This window comes from bacterium, assembly GCA_035703895.1.
In the GTDB taxonomy this organism is placed as follows: domain Bacteria; phylum Sysuimicrobiota; class Sysuimicrobiia; order Sysuimicrobiales; family Segetimicrobiaceae; genus Segetimicrobium.
The window spans coordinates 1-16,427 of sequence record DASSXJ010000230.1 but is presented as its reverse complement, the minus strand read 5'-3'; the positions used below and the strand labels follow the sequence as shown (position 1 = coordinate 16,427).

14 protein-coding genes are annotated in these 16,427 nt (G+C 67.3%); 6 read left to right on the top strand and 8 right to left on the bottom strand.

The annotated features are described in order from the left end of the window. From VFP86_15450 to VFP86_15415, 8 genes are all read right to left on the bottom strand, one after another. A partial coding sequence (locus tag VFP86_15450) for an ABC transporter ATP-binding protein (GenBank protein HET9001034.1) occupies positions 1 to 1,417 on the bottom strand: 1,417 nt, incomplete at its 3' end. Positions 1,418 to 1,422: 5 nt separating this feature from the next. Next, on the bottom strand, positions 1,423 to 2,319 hold the full coding sequence (locus VFP86_15445) for an ABC transporter permease (protein HET9001033.1): 897 nt from the start codon (positions 2,317 to 2,319) through the stop codon (positions 1,423 to 1,425). A 3-nt stretch (positions 2,320 to 2,322) separates the two neighbouring features. Further along, positions 2,323 to 3,267 carry an ABC transporter permease gene (locus VFP86_15440; GenBank protein ID HET9001032.1) on the bottom strand — a complete coding sequence of 315 codons (945 nt, stop codon included), beginning with the start codon at positions 3,265 to 3,267 and terminating at the stop codon, positions 2,323 to 2,325. 15 nt (positions 3,268 to 3,282) lie between these two features. Next, positions 3,283 to 4,830, bottom strand: coding sequence for an ABC transporter substrate-binding protein (locus VFP86_15435; GenBank protein ID HET9001031.1), 1,548 nt, complete (start codon positions 4,828 to 4,830; stop codon positions 3,283 to 3,285). A gap of 17 nt (positions 4,831 to 4,847) precedes the next feature. Then, on the bottom strand, positions 4,848 to 5,258 hold the full coding sequence (locus VFP86_15430) for a RidA family protein (protein ID HET9001030.1): 411 nt from the start codon (positions 5,256 to 5,258) through the stop codon (positions 4,848 to 4,850). Positions 5,259 to 5,411: 153 nt separating this feature from the next. Continuing rightward, positions 5,412 to 6,788 carry an MmgE/PrpD family protein gene (locus VFP86_15425; protein ID HET9001029.1) on the bottom strand — a complete coding sequence of 459 codons (1,377 nt, stop codon included), beginning with the start codon at positions 6,786 to 6,788 and terminating at the stop codon, positions 5,412 to 5,414. Continuing rightward, the gene (locus tag VFP86_15420; protein HET9001028.1) at positions 6,788 to 7,948 is read right to left on the bottom strand and encodes a Xaa-Pro peptidase family protein; all 1,161 of its coding nucleotides are present in this window, start codon (positions 7,946 to 7,948) and stop codon (positions 6,788 to 6,790) included. Before VFP86_15420 ends, VFP86_15425 begins: the two co-directional genes overlap by 1 nt. A 92-nt stretch (positions 7,949 to 8,040) precedes the next feature. Next, complete coding sequence (locus VFP86_15415) at positions 8,041 to 8,946, bottom strand: EamA family transporter (protein HET9001027.1); 906 nt, start codon at positions 8,944 to 8,946, stop codon at positions 8,041 to 8,043. A 294-nt stretch (positions 8,947 to 9,240) separates the two neighbouring features. Here VFP86_15415 and VFP86_15410 point away from each other — a divergent pair, with 294 nt between their 5' ends. The 6 genes from VFP86_15410 to VFP86_15385 form a co-directional block, all read left to right on the top strand. Next, on the top strand, positions 9,241 to 10,794 hold the full coding sequence (locus VFP86_15410; GenBank protein HET9001026.1) for an ABC transporter substrate-binding protein: 1,554 nt from the start codon (positions 9,241 to 9,243) through the stop codon (positions 10,792 to 10,794). Between the two features lie 68 nt (positions 10,795 to 10,862). Continuing rightward, on the top strand, positions 10,863 to 12,944 hold the full coding sequence (locus VFP86_15405; GenBank protein ID HET9001025.1) for an ABC transporter ATP-binding protein: 2,082 nt from the start codon (positions 10,863 to 10,865) through the stop codon (positions 12,942 to 12,944). Then, positions 12,941 to 13,885 (top strand): ABC transporter permease, encoded by a 945-nt coding sequence (locus VFP86_15400; GenBank protein HET9001024.1) that lies wholly within the window; start codon positions 12,941 to 12,943, stop codon positions 13,883 to 13,885. The genes VFP86_15405 and VFP86_15400 overlap by 4 nt, the downstream gene beginning before the upstream one ends. After that, positions 13,885 to 14,769, top strand: a complete 885-nt coding sequence (locus tag VFP86_15395; GenBank protein ID HET9001023.1) for an ABC transporter permease — start codon at positions 13,885 to 13,887, stop codon at positions 14,767 to 14,769. Before VFP86_15400 ends, VFP86_15395 begins: the two co-directional genes overlap by 1 nt. 13 nt (positions 14,770 to 14,782) lie before the next feature. Further along, a complete protein-coding gene (locus tag VFP86_15390; protein HET9001022.1) occupies positions 14,783 to 15,841 on the top strand; it encodes an aryldialkylphosphatase in 1,059 nt (352 codons plus the stop codon). 79 nt (positions 15,842 to 15,920) lie between these two features. Beyond that, positions 15,921 to 16,427, top strand: a 507-nt coding sequence (locus VFP86_15385; protein ID HET9001021.1) for a VOC family protein, incomplete at its 3' end; no start/stop codon positions are given.

Genomic DNA, 16,427 nt, shown 5'->3' with positions numbered 1-16,427 from the left:
GCGGGCGCGCCACCGTTTCGAACACCGTGCGGCGCGGATTCAGCGTCAGATCGGGATTCTGGAACACCATTTGAATGTGGCGGCGCGTGGCCCGCGTCCAGTCCTGGGTGCGCCGCGGCAGCCGCTCACCGTGGAGACGTATCTCGCCGGCGGTGGGCTGTAGCAGGCCAACGAGGCAGCGGCCGAGCGTGGTCTTCCCCGAGCCGCTCTCACCGATCACCGCCACGGCCTCTCCCCCACCGACTTCGATTGACACGTCATCGAGCGCGCGGTGCGGCCTGCGGGCGATCAAGCTCGCGAGCGGGCCCGCATGGGCGCCGTAGTCGTGCGTGAGCCGCCGCCCCTCGAGTACGGGGGGCCCGCCGGCAGCGCCGCGGGCGGTGCTGGTGGCCGCAGCATCGGGCGGCATTACCGCGCCGGCGTCAGCACCGGCTGCCGGGACCTGCTGCCAGAAGAAGCACCGGCTCGTCCGGCCCGCGCCGCTCTCGACGAGCGGCGGACGCTCGCGCCGGCAGCGATCTTCAGCCATCGCGCACCGCGGCGAGAACTGGCAGTGCGCGACCGTTGCCGCGGGATCGGGCAGGCCGCCTTCGATCGCCGGCAGCAGGCGGCCTGACGGTGGGGCGTCCGCGCGGGGGAGACAGCGCAGCAGCGCGAGCGTGTAGGGATGTCTCGGCCGCACGAAGACCTCGCGCACCGTCCCGGACTCGACCAGTTCGCCGGCATACATGACCCCGACGCGGTCGCACAGCCCGGCAATCACCGCGAGGTTGTGTGAGATGTAGAGGATGGCGGCGCGGGTGCGCGCGCGCAGCGAGCGCACGAGGTCGAGGATCCGCGCCTCGGTCGTGACATCCAACCCGGTGGTCGGCTCGTCCATCACGAGAAGATCCGGGTCGCACGCCAGCGCGAGCGCGATCGATACCCGCTGCTGCTGGCCGCCGCTCAGTTGATGCGGGTACTTCTCCGCCACGCCGGCTGGGTCGAGGAGCTGCACCGCCCTGAACAGGTCGACGGTCCTTGCGAACGCGGCCGCCCGGCCGAGTCCTTCGTGCTCCCGCAGCACCTCCATCACGTGGGCGCCGGCGCGGAGGACAGGGTTGAGCGCGCTGCCGGGATTCTGAAAGACGATCGCGATGCGCCGGCCCCACAACGCGCGCAGCGCCGCCGGGGGGCGCGCGAGGAGCGGCTCGCCACGGTAGCGCACGTCGCCCTGCACGGCGGCCGTCGGGCGCAACGCGCCCATGACGGCGAGTCCCACCGTGCTCTTCCCCGAGCCCGACTCGCCGACGAGGCCAAAAATCTCTCCCGGCGCGACGGCGAACGACACGCCGCGGACGGCGTTGACCGGACCGCGGGCGGTGCGGTAAACGACCTCGAGGTCCCGCACATCAAGGAGCGGCGCCGCGATGGTCATCCGCGCTACTCCGGCCGCAGGCTTGCCTGGATGCCGTCGCCCAGCAGATTCGCGCCCACGACCGCGCTCGAAATCGCAAGCGACGGCAGGAGCGCGAGCCACGGCGCCTGGTTGAGAAACGGTAGCGCCTCGTTGATCATGAGGCCCCAGTCGGGACTCGGCGGTGCGGCGCCCAGGCCGAGGAAGCCGAGCGATGTGGCGAGCAGGATCGCGTAACTGAAGCGAATGGTGCTGTCGACGATGATAGGCGTCCACGCGTTGGGCAGCAACTCGCGAAAGAGGATGTACCAACCGCGCTCCCCCCGCAGGCGCGCCGCGTCGACGAACTCGGACGAGGCGAGGCTCAACACCACGCCGCGCAGCACTCGCGCCGCGCGCGGCATGAAGACGACGGAGATGCCGATTACCACGTACGCCGGGCTGTGGCCGAGGCTGGTCAGGATCAGCATGGCGAGCAGAATCGACGGAAAGGCCATCAGCGCATCCATCGTGCGCATCAGTACCTCGTCCACCACCCCGCGATAGTAGCCGCCGGCGAGGCCGACCGTCACGCCGAGCGTTTCGCCAAGCATGGTGCTGACGGCGGCGAGCGTCAGCGTGCCGCGCGCCCCCCACATGACGCGGCTCAACTGGTCGCGGCCGAACTGGTCCGTGCCCGCCAAGAACTGCCGGGACGGCGCCTCGAGCAGGTGCGTCATGTGAAACGCGGTGTACGGATACGGCGCGAGCGCGGGCCCCAGGACCGCCAGCACGAGGTGCACGGCGAGGATCGCGGCCCCGACCGTGGCGGCCTTCGACCCGCGCACGGCACCAGCGGCGCGGCGCAGCGCGATCCACCGGCGCGCCGTGGCCGCCGGACTGCCCGGCAGGGGGCCCGCGACCGGAGGCAGGAGCTCGGCCACGGTTCAGTACCGGATGCGCGGATCCAGGTACGCGTACACGACGTCCGCCCCGAGATTGGCGAGCCCGTAGGCGCTGGCGACGACGAGTGTGGCCATCTGTAACATGGGCACGTCGCGGTGGTTGACGCTGTCCACCAGCAGCCGGCCGAGCCCCGGATACGCGAACACCGTCTCGACGATCACGATGCCGCCGAGCAGGAAGCCGACGTTGAGGGCGACGATGCCCACCGTCGGGAGGAGCGCGTTCCGCAGCGCGTGCGCGACGACACGGCGCGGCCGCAACCCCCGGAGGCGCGCAGCCTCCGTGAACGGCTGGCGGAGCGCATCGATCATACTGGCGCGCGTCATGCGGGTCATCTGTGCAAGCAGCGCGAGGATCAGCGTCAGCACGGGCAGCACGAGGCTCGAGGCCAGCGAGCCGAGGGAGGCGGTCGGGTCGACGAGGCTCGACGGCGGGAAGATCCGAAACCGATAGGCCAGCAGTAGAATCAGCAATGTGCCCCAGACGAACTCCGGCAGAGACAGCGCGATCAGCGTGAGCGTGCTGATCGCGTGGTCGAGGAACCGGTCGCACCGCAGGGACGCGACGACACCCAGTCCGATCGACAGCGGCACCGCGATGACCAGCGCGAGACCGGCCAGCACCGCGGAGCGTCCGAGTCCCTCGAGGACGAGCGGCCGCACCGGCAGCTGGTAGAGCAACGACAGTCCCCAATCGCCGCGCACCACGCCGCCGATCCACTCCGCGTACCGGACCGGCGCCGGTCGCGTTAACCCCAACTTCACCCGCAGGGCCGCGAGATCTTCCGGCGTGGCCGACGTGCCGAGGATTTCGGTTGCGACGTCGCCGGGCAGGATCTGCACGATGGCAAACACCAGCACAGAGACGACCGCCAGCACCACGGCCAGCGCGCTCAAGCGTCGGGCGATAAATCCCAGGCTGCGCACGGCTGGCGGCGGGGATCAGCCTTCGAAGTACGCCTCCCGGAAGTCCCACCACCGGAGCGGATGCACCGCGATGCCTTTCACGTTGCTGCGCATGGCGGCCACGTACATCGTAAAGTAGGGGACGACCCAAGGGCCGTCGACGTGGATCACCTGCTCCGCGCGCGCATAAAAGCCTTTCCGCTTCCCGAGATCGGTCGTCGCCCGGCCCGTATCCAGCAGCGTATCGACATCTTTGTTGCTGTACGCGTCGTTGAAGCCGCCGCCGGTGCGGAAGTAGGGGAACAGCGTCTCGTCAATGCTCGCGCGTCCGAACCAGTTGTTGGCGTAAAACGGCTTCTTCTTATAGACGGTGGCGACGTGGACGGACCACGGCACGTTCTTGACTTCGATCTTCACTCCGGCGGGCGCGGCCATCTGCTGGTAGGCTACGGCCAGTTCCTGCAGCCCGACCCGCTCGTTCGACGTCCACAGTTCCACGCTGAGCCCGGAGCCGTACCCGGCCTCGGCCAGCAGCGCCTTCGCCTTGGCGACGTCGTAGGTGTGGGTAGGCGTCGTCGCCGCGTAATACGGACTGAAGCTGGGAACCGAATGGTCTTCGCCCACCGTCGCATGCCCCTGCCAGATGGCTTTGATCAGGGCCTCGCGGTCGACGAGATACTTCAACGCCTGCCTCACGCGCGCGTCGTTAAACGGTTTCTCCGCGGGGTTCATGGTCAGCGGCTGGAATCCCGGGCTCTTCACCGAGACCACCGACACGTCCGGCGTTTGAAGAGACGGCACATATGACGCCGGCACCTCGAACATCGCGTGGACCGAGCCGCCCGTCAACGCCGCCACCTGGCTGGCCATGGCCGGCATGTTGACCTCCCACAGCTCGTCCAGGTACGGGCGGTTCTGATCCCAGTAGTTCTGGAACCGTACCATCCGGGTGTAGGCCCCCGGCCGGAACTCGGCGAGACGGAACGGGCCGGTGCCGGACGGCCCGCTCTTGATCAGCGAGGCTCGATCGGCCGGCACGATGCGTGCGTACGTCGTGCCGAGCGAGACCGGCAGGTCCGCGTAGGGGATCGAGAGTCGGAAGCGGACCGTATAGTCGTCGGCGGCCTCGATTTTGTCGATGGGGCCCAGCGAGGTACGGGCCGGCGAGCCGTTCTTGGGATCGAGAATGCGCTCAAAGGTGAAGACGACGTCTCGCGCCGTGAGCTCGCGTCCGTGGTGGAATTTGACGCCCCGGCGAAGATTGAAGGTCCACACGTCGCCGCGGTCGTTCGCGCTCCAGCCGGTCGCCAGCTGCGGGTGGACAGTGAACTTCTCGTCGACGCGGGTGAGGTTGTCGTAAATCGCCGCGGTGATCATGTACTCGTCGCCGGACACCGCGTACGCCGGGTCGATGGAGAGCGGCGAGCTCGCCCAGGCGATCTTCAACGTGCCGCCGCGCCGCGGAGCGGCCGCGGCCGCCCCGGATCCTGCGAGCGTGACTGGCTGGAACGCCGCCGCCGCGGCCGCCGCGGCACCGTACTGTAACAGCTGTCTCCGGCTGAGCGTGCCTGATTTCCGATCCATCTCCCGTACCCCCCCGGCTAGCGATCGATGACGGCGAACGCGTCGATCTCGACAAACAGGTGCGGCAGCGCGAGCCCGCTGCACACCACTCCGGTGCTGCAGTGCTTGACGCCCTCGAAATACTTGTCGATCATCGCGTAGACCGCCTTGCGGTACGATACGTCGGTCACGTACACGGTGAGTTTGCAGACGTCTTTGATGCTGCCGCCCGCTTCCTCCGCGAGCTGCCTGATGTTCTTGCAGGCCTGCTCGGCCTGCGCGCCGGCGTCGCCCTCGCCCACGAAGTGGCCCTCGAGGTCGTAGCCCGTCTGCCCGCGGAAGAAGATGTAGTCTCCCCTCGTGCGGATCGCCATGGAGTACATGCCGTTTGCGTGGTGACGGTATGGCAGTTTGGCGCCTTCGAACGAGCGGATGAACTGCTTGGCCAACACCCTTCCCCCTTTCCGTGATCGGAGCGATCGCGAGACCAGAACGGCCGTGCACTGGGCGGCGGCCGTCGAGGTGGCCACTGTTTCTCCAGTTCGCCGGGCATCTCCTTGAGGAGGTCGCGGGCGCCGGCGAAGCCGGGAGCGGAGACCCGGCTACCCTCCGGCGAGCGCTCCGGTGAGCTCGTCGAGCGAGCCTACCGCCTCGAGTTCCGTCACCATCTGTAGAACTGCGTCCGCGCGCCGGCCGCCGATGACCGGCTCGGCCAGCTCGCGAAACTTCTCTTCGATCTCCCGCCATGTCATCGGATCGTCGGGCCCCCCGTGGCACATTTTGCGGGAGCGCTCGAAGGTGCCGCGCGCCGTCTCGACGACCACGGTGGCCGGAATCCGGGCGGAGTTGCGGTTCTGCGCGTACTCCGCCTGCGCCGCCTCATCCAGTTCGACTGTGACGCGGTCCATGAGCGCCAGCACGTCGGGATCCGAGCGGTTCGCCTCGAGCCACCAGTCGGGCCGCGGTCGCCCGAGGAGCGTCATGGCGACGGCGTGCGGGACGCTGAACTCGGCGTCGACCATGGTCGCCGGCCGGCGAATTTGAAACCAGTCGACGAGCGGCGCCATCGACCGCACTGTGACCCGGCGGACTTCGCGTGGATCCACGCGGTGCTCGGCCATCGCCTGCCGCACCGCGTCCACGGTCGAGTGCAGCCACCGGCAGCAGGGGTACGGCTTCAACGAGACGCGGAGTACGTCGAACTCCGTGCCCACCCCGCGCGTCATCCGGTCGAAGTCGCAGCGGTCCGACCCGGCCATGATCCAGAGACCGCGCTCGCCGTCGAGAATTTCGCGCGTCGCCGCAAACCCGTGCTCGGCCAGCAGCGCGGCGCGTAAGCCGCCTTCGGCCGGCCACGCCACATTGTCCTTGACCCATGACACCCGGGTTTCGTCCCACCCGATCTTCCCGTCATGCGGCAGCGGGGCGAAAGCGCCCGCCAGCCCAAAGGCACACAGCGTGCGTTCTACGTCGAGGCCGAGCAGCCGGGCGGACGCGGCGGCCGCCCCGAACGTCTGCGTCACCCCGTTGCCGTAGACCAGGACCCGGCGCTCCCAGCCGGGTTGGATCGCGCCGGCGATGTGCGCCCACACCTCATATCCGACAAGCGCCGCGAGCAGGAACGCGTCGCCGCCCAGGCGCCGCGTCTCGGCCAGCGCGAGCGCCGCTGGGATAATCGTCGCGCCGGGATGGCCGGTCGGTCCGGTGTCGTCGTAGTCAAGCGCGTTCGCGGCCATGGCGTTCGCGAACGCGGCCGGGCCCGGGGCCGTCTTGGTCCGGGTACCGGCGACCGTCGCGCCGCCGCCGTTGCCGGCTACGTCCGCCGCGGCGCGCGCCAGCGGCGTACGGCTGCCCCCGAGCGCGCATCCCAGATGGTCCAGGATCAGCTCTTTCACTTTCTGGATGACCGGCGCGGGCACGCCGTCGAGTGATGCCGCGGCCGTGTAGTGCGCAAGCACAGCGGTCGGGCTGGTGGACATCAGATCACCCGCAACTCTCTGGGCAGGCCGCTGAGCCGTTCGCAACCGTCCCGGCCGACGGCCACCGGCTCGCCGAGATAGAGACACCGGTCGCCGCCCTTCGTCAGCGCGCCGGCGAACAGAAAGAAGGTCATCCCTTCCCGCAGCACGTGGGAATCCGTCTCTTTGATTCGCAGGTTGTCGAGCCACGTGGGGGGGTAGCCGATCCCGATGCCGTACCCGACATGCCGTCCTTTGCGCGATAACCCATGCGCCTCCAGCCGGTCCACCACGGCCGTGGCGATTCGTGCCACCGGGAGGCCAGGCCGGATCATCTCCAAGCCTTCTTCGATTCCTTCGCGCAGACCGTTGTAGAGGCTCCGGATCTCCGGCCCCGGCTCGCCGAGATGCCCGGAGTGGACCGCGACCGCGTGATAGCGTTTGTACGGCGCGCCGATCTCGACTGTGAAGGGATCGCCCTGCTCCATGATGCGCTCGGTCGCCGCGCCGTGAGTTTGCGTCAAGGTTCTGGGACCCGACGCGATCGGCGGCGCCACGGCCGGATAGTCCGCGCCAAGCGATGAGAGCGTGTGCAGCACGGCCGCGTTGACGTCGCACTCGCGCCTGCCGGGGCGGGCGGCCTGGAAGGCCGCTGTAAAGGCCCGGTCCATAATCTGAGCGGCGCGGCGCATGTACGCGAGCTCCGCCGGCGACTTAATGAGCCGGAATTCGGTCACGAGGTCGGAGGCGTCCACGAGGTCGACGCCGTCCGGGATCTGCTCCCGTAGCAGGTCGTAATAATAAGGAAGCAACGCGTGGCTCTTTTTCTCGATGCCGATCCGCCGGCGGCCCGACAGCCCGTGCCGCTCTCGCAGGATCTCGACCGTGAACGCTCCGGGATTCACGTGGCTGTCGTCCATCCAGGGCCGGATCTCCTTGATGAACGGCGACTCGCGGATCATCAATTCGTCGGCCCCGCGGCAGATCGCGGTCGGCGCAGACCCGTCGGCGGGCAGCACGACCGTTTGGTACACCCAGTAGCCGATCTGATCGTAGCCAAACAAATAGTAGAGGCTTTCCTGATGAAACAGCAGCAGCAGATCGAGGCGGGCGTCGCGCATCGCCGCGCGGGCGTGCTCGATCCGTGCCTCGTATTCCGCGATCTCAAACGGCAGCGCCATGGTCGGTCACCCCGGGTCTGGAGTTTCTCAGGACGTCACCTTCTCGCCGGCGCCTGTGCGGACCTCGTGCGGCTGGCCCTCCGGCGTGTGGATCATCCGGCGATCAGCGGGATCGATACCAGCGCGGCGGCCACGCCGAGTGCCTGTCTCCGCGAGACACGCTCCTTGAGCCGAGCCCGCGCCAGCATCACGGTGGACGCGGGATACAGCGAGGCGAGCACCGCCGCAACGTCGAGACGACCGGCGTGCTCGGCGAGCACGAAGAATGCGTTGCCGCCCGCATCGAGCAGGCCGGCGAGGAGCATGAGCAAGACGAGACGGAGCAAGACGGCGCGGGCCATCGGAAGGCCGGTAGTCCTGTGCCGGAACAGCGCGGCGCCACAGGCGGCCGCGAGGACTACGAGGAGCGTAATGAACTGCGTCGCGGCCAGCGGCCAGAACACTCCCGCCGCTCTCGCCCGGCTGATGCAGATATAGAACGCGCCAAAACCTAGGCCGGCCAGGGCGGCCAAGATGAGGCCGGTCGTCTTGCGCCGTTCGTCGATGGGCTCAGCGCTCTGGCCGGGAGGCGCTGGCTCGCCCGGCGCCGAGACGAACCAGACGCCGAGAAACGCGAGGCCGAAGCCGGCAGCCTGCCAGCCACTCGGCAAACCTTGATAGAGTGCCGCGAAGCCCACCGGGATGCAGGCGGCGACGACGGCCGACAGCGGCGCCACGATGCTCATGGTCCCGAGCGCCAGACCTTGGTAGAGGCACAGTAGTCCAAGGGCGCCGCCCAAGCCCGCCGCGCCGCCCCACGCGAGCGCCGCTCTCGAGGGAAACGGCTCGGCCCAGCCAAGCGCGCAGATGACCATCGCGACGAACGAGGCGCCTTTCGCGACGCCGGCGACCGTAAACACCGGCGCCCGCCGGGTGGCAAGGCCGCCGCTGAAGTCGCCGGCTCCCCACGACGTCGCGGATGCGAGCCCAAAGAACGCCGTCGCGACCGGCGACGTCATGACGGGAACAGCGCCCCGCTACGACTCAGGGCCGTAGGCTCTGAACACTCCAGGATCGTGCCCGATGGATGATCGAACGATATGCGGTGGCCGGGACTCCTTCGGAATGTGTGGAGGGTGTCCACGCGACGCAACCTAGTCGTTAAACTCGAATCTCTTGTCGGTTAGCGAAACTAGCAGAGGACACGAGAGAGGACCTCCTCCCGGCAACCTCAAACCTTTAGTCAGGTCTGCCCGCTTGTCGGCGAGGAGCCACGTGGCCCTCGGAGCGTAAAGTCTTGTTAGGGGGCGCTCATGGGAATGCATCTCAGACTTCGCTCGGTGATCTATGCGATTCCTGCGGTTGGAGTCTTGATGCTGGTGTTGTCGGCCGGCCTGTTGGCCGTTCCCCCGGCCCTTTTGCTCGCGGCCGCGCCCGCGGGTCGAGAGGTTGTTGTCGCCGAGCCCACCCCCGTAGACACATTCGATCCCATCGCGCACTCCAACTTCAACAACTGGTTTGCCTGGCAGTTAGCGTACGAGACGCTGGTAGTGGTCCAGCCGGACGGCAAGATCGCGCCGCAACTGGCGACATCCTGGCGGACGAGCCCTGACGGACGGACCTACACGTTCATGCTGCGCAGCGGCGTGAAGTTTCACGACGGCAGCCCGCTCACCTCCGCCGACGTCGTCTTCTCGTTTGAGCGGTTGATGGCCAAAGGCATTCCCTACGCCAAAGACCGCTTCCCGAACCTTGCCTCCGTGAAGGCCCTTGATGCGAGCACGGTGCAGTTTCAGCTCAAGAAGCAGGACTCGTCGTTCATGAACAACCTCGGCGACCCGTTCGTGGTCGCGGGCGCGATCCTGAGCCGCCAGGCAACCCAGGCGACGGATCCGGCAACGAAGATGATTGGCACCGGCCCGTTCAAGATGGTCGCGTACACGCCCGGAACGGAGCTTGTCCTCGAGCGCAATGTCGACTACTGGCGCCCCGGGGTTCCCGGCGTCGACCGGCTCGTCATCCGGTACATCAAGGAAGCGCAGTCCGCTGTCGCTGCGCTCCTCGCAGGCGCCGTCGCGCTGATCTATCCAACACCGGAGACCTATGTCGCGCTCCGGCGCAACGCGCGCGTCAAGCTCCTGTCCGTCGCCACGGCTTCAACCTGGCAGATCAACATGGGGAGTGTCAAACCGCCTCTGGACAACGTCGATGTCCGCCGGGCCATCGCCCTGTCCATCGACCGCGCGGCCGTCGCCAAGCTGGCGCTGCTGGGCGAAGGAGTTCCGACCAGCCCGTTCCCGCCAGCGCACCCGTGGGCCGTGCCGCTCAGCCAGCAGCCGTATTACCAGCGCGATCCCGCAAAGGCCAAGCAGCTATTGGCGCAGGCGGGCTACCCGAACGGCGTCGATCTCACCTTCATGTACCCCACTCTCGGCGAAACCGTCCGCCGCATCTCGGAGGTGCTCCAGAGCCAGTTTGCAGAGGGGGGGATCCGCGCGAAGCTGGAAGCCCTCGAGACGAACGTCTGGCTCGACAAATTGGTGAAAGCCAATTACGATCTCACGATGACGAACCCCCCTTACTTCTCCGACCCGAGCCTTTACATCGTGCCCCGCAGGGGGCGGCAGGGACCGACCCCTCGGGAACTGCAGGTATTGCTCGACCGTGCGGCTGAGGCGTCTTACACACAGCTGCCGGGAATCTACAAGCAGATCCAGGTCACAGAAGCGAACCTGGTCTACCCGTTTACTGGGGTCGTGGCTGAGAACAAATGGGTGGCGTGGCGCACCCATCTCGTCGAGGGCGTCACGATGGACTTTACCCAAAGCCGGCGCCTGTACTTCACCATCAGGAAACCCGGGCCATAGGCCATAGGTCGCCTGTCCCGGCCTTCACTCCTGGTGCGGGGCGCGGCGCGGCCGTTGGAGCGACAGAGGTGTCCCAACCCGTTCTCCAAGTCGAAGAACTTCGAACACAGTTTCCTACTGAGCGCGGTCCCCTGACGGCCGTGGATAGTATCTCGTTCGCGGTCGCCGCCGGCGAGGTGCTGGGTTTGGTCGGCGAGTCTGGCTGCGGCAAGAGCGTCACCGCCCGATCGATCCTTCGGCTGGTGCCGCCGCCCGGGCGAATCGTCTCGGGGCAGATCTTCCTGCAGGGGCGCAATGTCCTGGAGCTCAGCGAGGCCGAGATGCGGGGGATCCGGGGGGCAGACATCTCGTTAATCTTCCAGAACCCCATGACGTCGCTAAATCCCGCGCTAACGATAGGGTGGCAGCTCCAGGAAGCCCTCCTTGCCCACCAACGCCTTCCCCGGGCGCACGCACGTCGAAGGGCAATTGAAGCCCTGCAGGCGATGGGCATCCCCGACGCAGCGCGGCGCATCAACGACTATCCCCACCGGTTCTCCGGCGGCATGCGCCAGCGCGTACTGATCGCGATGGGGCTGCTGAACGAGCCGGGGCTGCTCATCGCCGACGAGCCGACGACGGCGCTCGACGTCACGATCCAAGCACAAATCCTCGAACTCCTCCGGGTGGCCTCGAGAGAGCGCCGGATGGCGGTCCTTCTGATCACGCACGACCTCGGTGTCGTGGCCAGCCTCTGCCGCCGCGTGGCCGTGATGTACGCTGGGCAGATCGTGGAGGAGGCAACCGTCGACGAGCTCTTTGCCACCCCATTCCATCCGTATACGCAAGGACTCCTGCGGTCGCTCCCGCGCGGGCACGAGGACCGCGACCACCTGACCACGATGCCGGGGTTGCCACCGGACATGACCGATTTCCCGAGTGGCTGCCGGTTTCGGCAGCGATGCGCCTTTGCCGAGGCCGTGTGCGAGAAGCCGCCAGAGCTCTTGGAGATCACCCCCCGGCACAGAGCGCGGTGCTGGATCTCGCAGCGGGACCGCCGGCTCGCGCAGCCCCGTGAGGTGCTGCCGGCTGTCCGGGTGGCGCGCACCCCGGAGTCCGTCCCGCGCCCGCTCGTCGAGCTGCGCGATGTCACAAAGCGCTTCAGCCTGAGCGGCAGCCTGCCGCGCCGGGGCGCCGTCGTGCACAGCCTCAACGGCGTCTCGCTCGATGTGATGGCAGGCGAAACGCTCGGTGTGGTTGGGGAATCGGGTTGCGGCAAGTCCACGCTCGGGAGGATCACCCTCGGTCTGTATCGCCCGACCACTGGGACGGTGCGGGTTGACGGTCGGGACCCGGGCGACCGGACCGCCGCACTCCGGCACCAACTGCAAATGATTTTCCAGGACCCATGGAGCTCGCTCGATCCGCGCATGCGGGTGGCCGCCGTGGTCACTGAGCCGCTTCGCGCGCGTGGAGCCCTCCAAGGCCGGGACGCACGCGACCGCGTCCGGGAGCTGCTGGCGCTGGTCGGGTTGAGTGAAGCGATGACGGACCGATATCCACATGAGCTGTCGGGTGGCCAGCAGCAACGGGTCGGGATTGCGCGTGCGCTTGCGGGCGATCCGCGCCTGATCGTCGCCGACGAGCCGGTGAGCTCGCTGGACGTGTCTCAACAGGCGCAGGTGCTCAACCTTCTGAAAGACCTTCAGGCACGCCTGGGCCTGACCTATCTCTTCATTTCCCACGATTTGTCGATTGTCCGGTTCATGAGCACTCGCATCGCGGTGATGTACCTGGGGAAGATCGTCGAGCTGGGCCCTGCCCGAGCGGTGCTCGCGGAGCCCCTGCATCCGTATTCGATCGCGCTCCGGTCCGCCGTTCCCATCCCCGACCCACGCCGGGAGCCGGGGAGAGCCCGGGTCATCCTGCGTGGAGACGTGCCGAGTCCGCTCGAGCTACCAAGCGGGTGCCTCTTCCGTACGCGCTGCCCGCTCGCCCAAGAAATCTGTGCCCGCATTGTACCGCCTCTGACCGAGTACGAACCGAGCCGCTGGGCCGCGTGCCACTTCGTCGGGTCCTTCGACGAAATGCTTCGGCCGATGCCGCCGGCAGGACGGGCAGCCGGTCGTCCCGATCCGGTCGCCCGGCCCCACCAGCCCGAGACGCCATGATCCGTTACGTCGCCCAGCGCTTGGCCGCCGGGGCCGGAGTGCTGCTTGCGGTGTCCTTCCTGACCTTCTGGTTGGGGACGCTGATCCCCGGCGACTTGGTCACGGTGCTGGTCGGCTCGGAGGGCGCGACGTCCGAACAGTATCGGGACCTCCGCCACAAATTGGGGCTCGATGCCCCCTTGTTGACACAGTACGGCCGCTGGCTGCGGAGCGCGGTTCGCGGCGACTTCGGGAAGTCGCCGATCACCGGCCGTTACGTGACCGACGAGATTGCCCGGCATTTCCCAATCTCACTCGAACTCGCCCTCCTCTCGCTGGTCGAGTCCATCCTCATTGGGGTTCCCCTCGGCGTCTTCGCCGCGGTGCGGGCGAACCGCCCCGCCGGCTTGGCGGTGCGGGCGGCGCTCTTCGTGGTGTTTTCCGTTCCCCCCTTCGTGGCGGGCGTGCTCCTCGTGCTCGCTGGGGCGCTCTACCTTGGGCCGCTGTACCAGGCCTCGTACGTGCCTATGACGGAGAACGTGGTCCTCAATCTCCGCTCGATGATCCTGCCCACTTTGTCGATCGCTATCCCGCTCGCGGCGATGACAGCGCAGATGTCGCGCGCTGCGCTCCTGGAGGCGCTGGGCGAGGCGTACATCGTGACCGCGCTGGCCAAGGGAGCCCCGAGACGAAACATCGTCTACATCCACGCGCTGAAAAACGCCCTCGTGCCGGTGATCACCCTCCAAGGATACGTTTTCGGAAGCTTGATTGGCGGCCTGATCGTCACAGAACAGATCTTTAACCTAGAGGGGCTCGGACGCGGCCTTCTGGTCGCGATCGGACAGCGGGACTATCCATTCGTCGTGGCCGGGACCCTGATGATTGCGGCGATGTTCGTCCTGGCCAACCTGATCGTCGACATCCTGTATCCGATCCTCGATCCAACCCAGCGGACGTGATGGCGACGGCTGCGGTTTCCTTCGCACGTCCCGGGCACGGCCTGGTCTCTAGACTCGGGCGTCATCCGGAAGGGCGCATTGCGCTCGCGTTGCTGGTGTTCATGGGGTTGGTGGCGCTTGCGGGTCCGCGCGCCGTCCCGTACGGTCCGAACCAGATCAACGCCGAGGACGTCCTGCAGGGCCCCAGTACACGCCACTGGTTCGGGACAGACGAGCTCGGGCGGGATCAGCTCAGCCGCGTCATCGCAGCGGCGCCGATCGCCTTTTATGTGTCCGGAGCCTCTGTCGCTGCCGCGCTGGTGATTGGAACCGCGATCGGTCTCGTGGCAGGCTACGCGGGCGGCCTCGTGGACATCGTGCTGAGCTGGATCGTCGGGATCATGTTCTCGATGCCGGCACTGCTCCTTGCGCTCGTGGTCGTCGGGGTGCTCGGGCCCGGTCTGAACAACGCCCTCTTTGCTGTGGCGATCGTGTACGTGCCGCGATTTGCGCGCATCGCCCGCGCGTCGACGTTCGGGGTGCGGCAGCGGCTCTTCATCGAAGCCGCACACTTGGCCGGACGGAGGCCACACGAGATCCTCCTGGAGCACGTGCTGCCGAATATCCTGCCTGCGGTCATTATCCAAACCGCGCTCAGTCTGTCGACCGCCGAGCTTGCGCACGCGTCGTTGAGCTTCCTGGGACTCGGCGTCCAGCCGCCGGATGCCGACTGGGGAAGCATGCTGGCGAAGGCGCGCGGCATCATGACCGTCGCGCCGTGGCTCGTCGTTTTTCCGTCGCTGGCGCTCGTGCTCCTCATCATCGCGTTCAACGTGCTCGGCGATGCCCTCCGTGACGAGCTCGACCCCCGCGCGCAGACGGGCGCGATGCGCATCGGGATCTAGGACGGAGCCCCGCGTGCTCGACGTCGTCCAGACCGTCCTCGGCCCGATCCCCGCCTCCGATCTCGGGATCACGCTGAGTCACGAACATCTGCTGTGCGACCAGCGTCACGTCACCTTCAAGGAGCCGGCAGAACCGGAGGAACGGGAGCTGGCGCGCCGGCCCGTGTCGCTTGAGATCCTGCACTGGATCCAGCTCAACTGGGGTAGCAACCTCGACAATCTGGTTCTGGACAGTGAGCAGGCGGCTATCGACGAGGCGCTGTGGTACCGCCGGGCGGGTGGGAACAGTCTCGTCGACTGCACCTTGGAGGGCCTCGGCCGGAACCCGCACGCCCTCGTGCGCATCGCGCGCGCGTCCGGTCTCCACATCGTGATGGGCTCGGGATACTATGTCGCTCCGACGCACCCGCCGCATGTGGCGAGGATGACGGAGGACGAGATTACGGCCGAAATCATACGGGAATTTACCGAGGGAGTCGCCGAGACAGGGATTCGCGCCGGGCTGATCGGCGAGATCGGCAGCTCTTGGCCCATTGTGGCGGAGGAGGCCAAGGTCTTTCGCGCCGCCGGTGCCGCGCAGAGGGAGCTCGGGTGCGGCCTCTCGGTCCACCCCGGGCGGCACCCCAACTCGCCGCTCCAGATCCTCGAGCTCCTCCGACCCGCGGGAGCCGATCCCAAGCGGCTCATCATCTCTCACATCGAGCGGACCGTGCCAAGCCTGGATGAGTTGAAGGTGCTCGCCGACACGGGATGTTACCTCGAATACGACTTGTTTGGCACCGAGGTGACTGCGAAATACCCTTATCGGGAACTGGGGATCGACATCCCGAGCGACGTCCAACGCCTCGACCAGATTCGAGAACTCTTCGACGCCGGGTATGGGTCGCAACTGCTCTTCTCCCACGACGTGTGCACGAAGCACCGCACGCGTCGCTATGGGGGGGCAGGGTTTGACCACATCCTCCGGAACATTGTGCCGTGGATGCGCGCGCGGGGATTCACAGAGCCAGAGATCCGGCAGCCTGTCGTCGACAACCCGAGAGTGGCGTTTGCCATGCCGAAGACGCGCTGACGGGACACGATCCGGAGTCGGGCGAAGCCGGGGAACCCATTTGGGACCCGACCAGCCCCTGGGGAGGGAGGGACGGCACATGTACTGGGCCGAGCATATCGGCATCATCGTCTCGGACATTGAGCGTTCCGTGCGGTTCTTCAGCGCCTTATTCGATACGGAACCAATCCAGAAGGTGGAATTTCGCGGAAAGGGGGCGGAGCCCGTCGCGGCGATGGTCGGCCAGACGGGCCTAGAGCTTGACGTCGTCTTCTTCCAGATCCCGCATACTAACACCATCATCGAGCTAGTAAAGTACTATCACCTTCCGAAACAGGCCACGGTCACGTATCCGCCCGAGGCGATCGGCGGCCTGCATCTGGCCTTCTTCGTCGAGGACCTCGACGCGGCCCTGGAGCGGTTGAAGAAGATCGGAGCCATGATCATGACGCCAGTCGACCTGACATTCGGGGCGTATAGTGGCGGGCGGGCCGTCTACTTCCGAGGGCCCGATAATGAACTGCTCCAGCTGATGGCGGTGACGCAGCGGCCGGGGAAGCTGCCGGTTCTGCGCCCCAGCATGCCGCGGCGCGTCGGAAGCGCGGCG

What these genes read in the sequence shown, in the direction of transcription:
- VFP86_15435 (HET9001031.1), bottom strand. Translation starts at nt 4,830, where the DNA reads ATGGATCGGAAATCAGGCACGCTCAGCCGGAGACAGCTGTTACAGTAC.
- VFP86_15425 (HET9001029.1), bottom strand. Translation starts at nt 6,788, where the DNA reads ATGTCCACCAGCCCGACCGCTGTGCTTGCGCACTACACGGCCGCGGCA.
- VFP86_15420 (HET9001028.1), bottom strand. Translation starts at nt 7,948, where the DNA reads ATGGCGCTGCCGTTTGAGATCGCGGAATACGAGGCACGGATCGAGCAC.
- VFP86_15415 (HET9001027.1), bottom strand. Translation starts at nt 8,946, where the DNA reads ATGACGTCGCCGGTCGCGACGGCGTTCTTTGGGCTCGCATCCGCGACG.
- VFP86_15410 (HET9001026.1), top strand. Translation starts at nt 9,241, where the DNA reads ATGGGAATGCATCTCAGACTTCGCTCGGTGATCTATGCGATTCCTGCG.
- VFP86_15400 (HET9001024.1), top strand. Translation starts at nt 12,941, where the DNA reads ATGATCCGTTACGTCGCCCAGCGCTTGGCCGCCGGGGCCGGAGTGCTG.
- VFP86_15395 (HET9001023.1), top strand. Translation starts at nt 13,885, where the DNA reads ATGGCGACGGCTGCGGTTTCCTTCGCACGTCCCGGGCACGGCCTGGTC.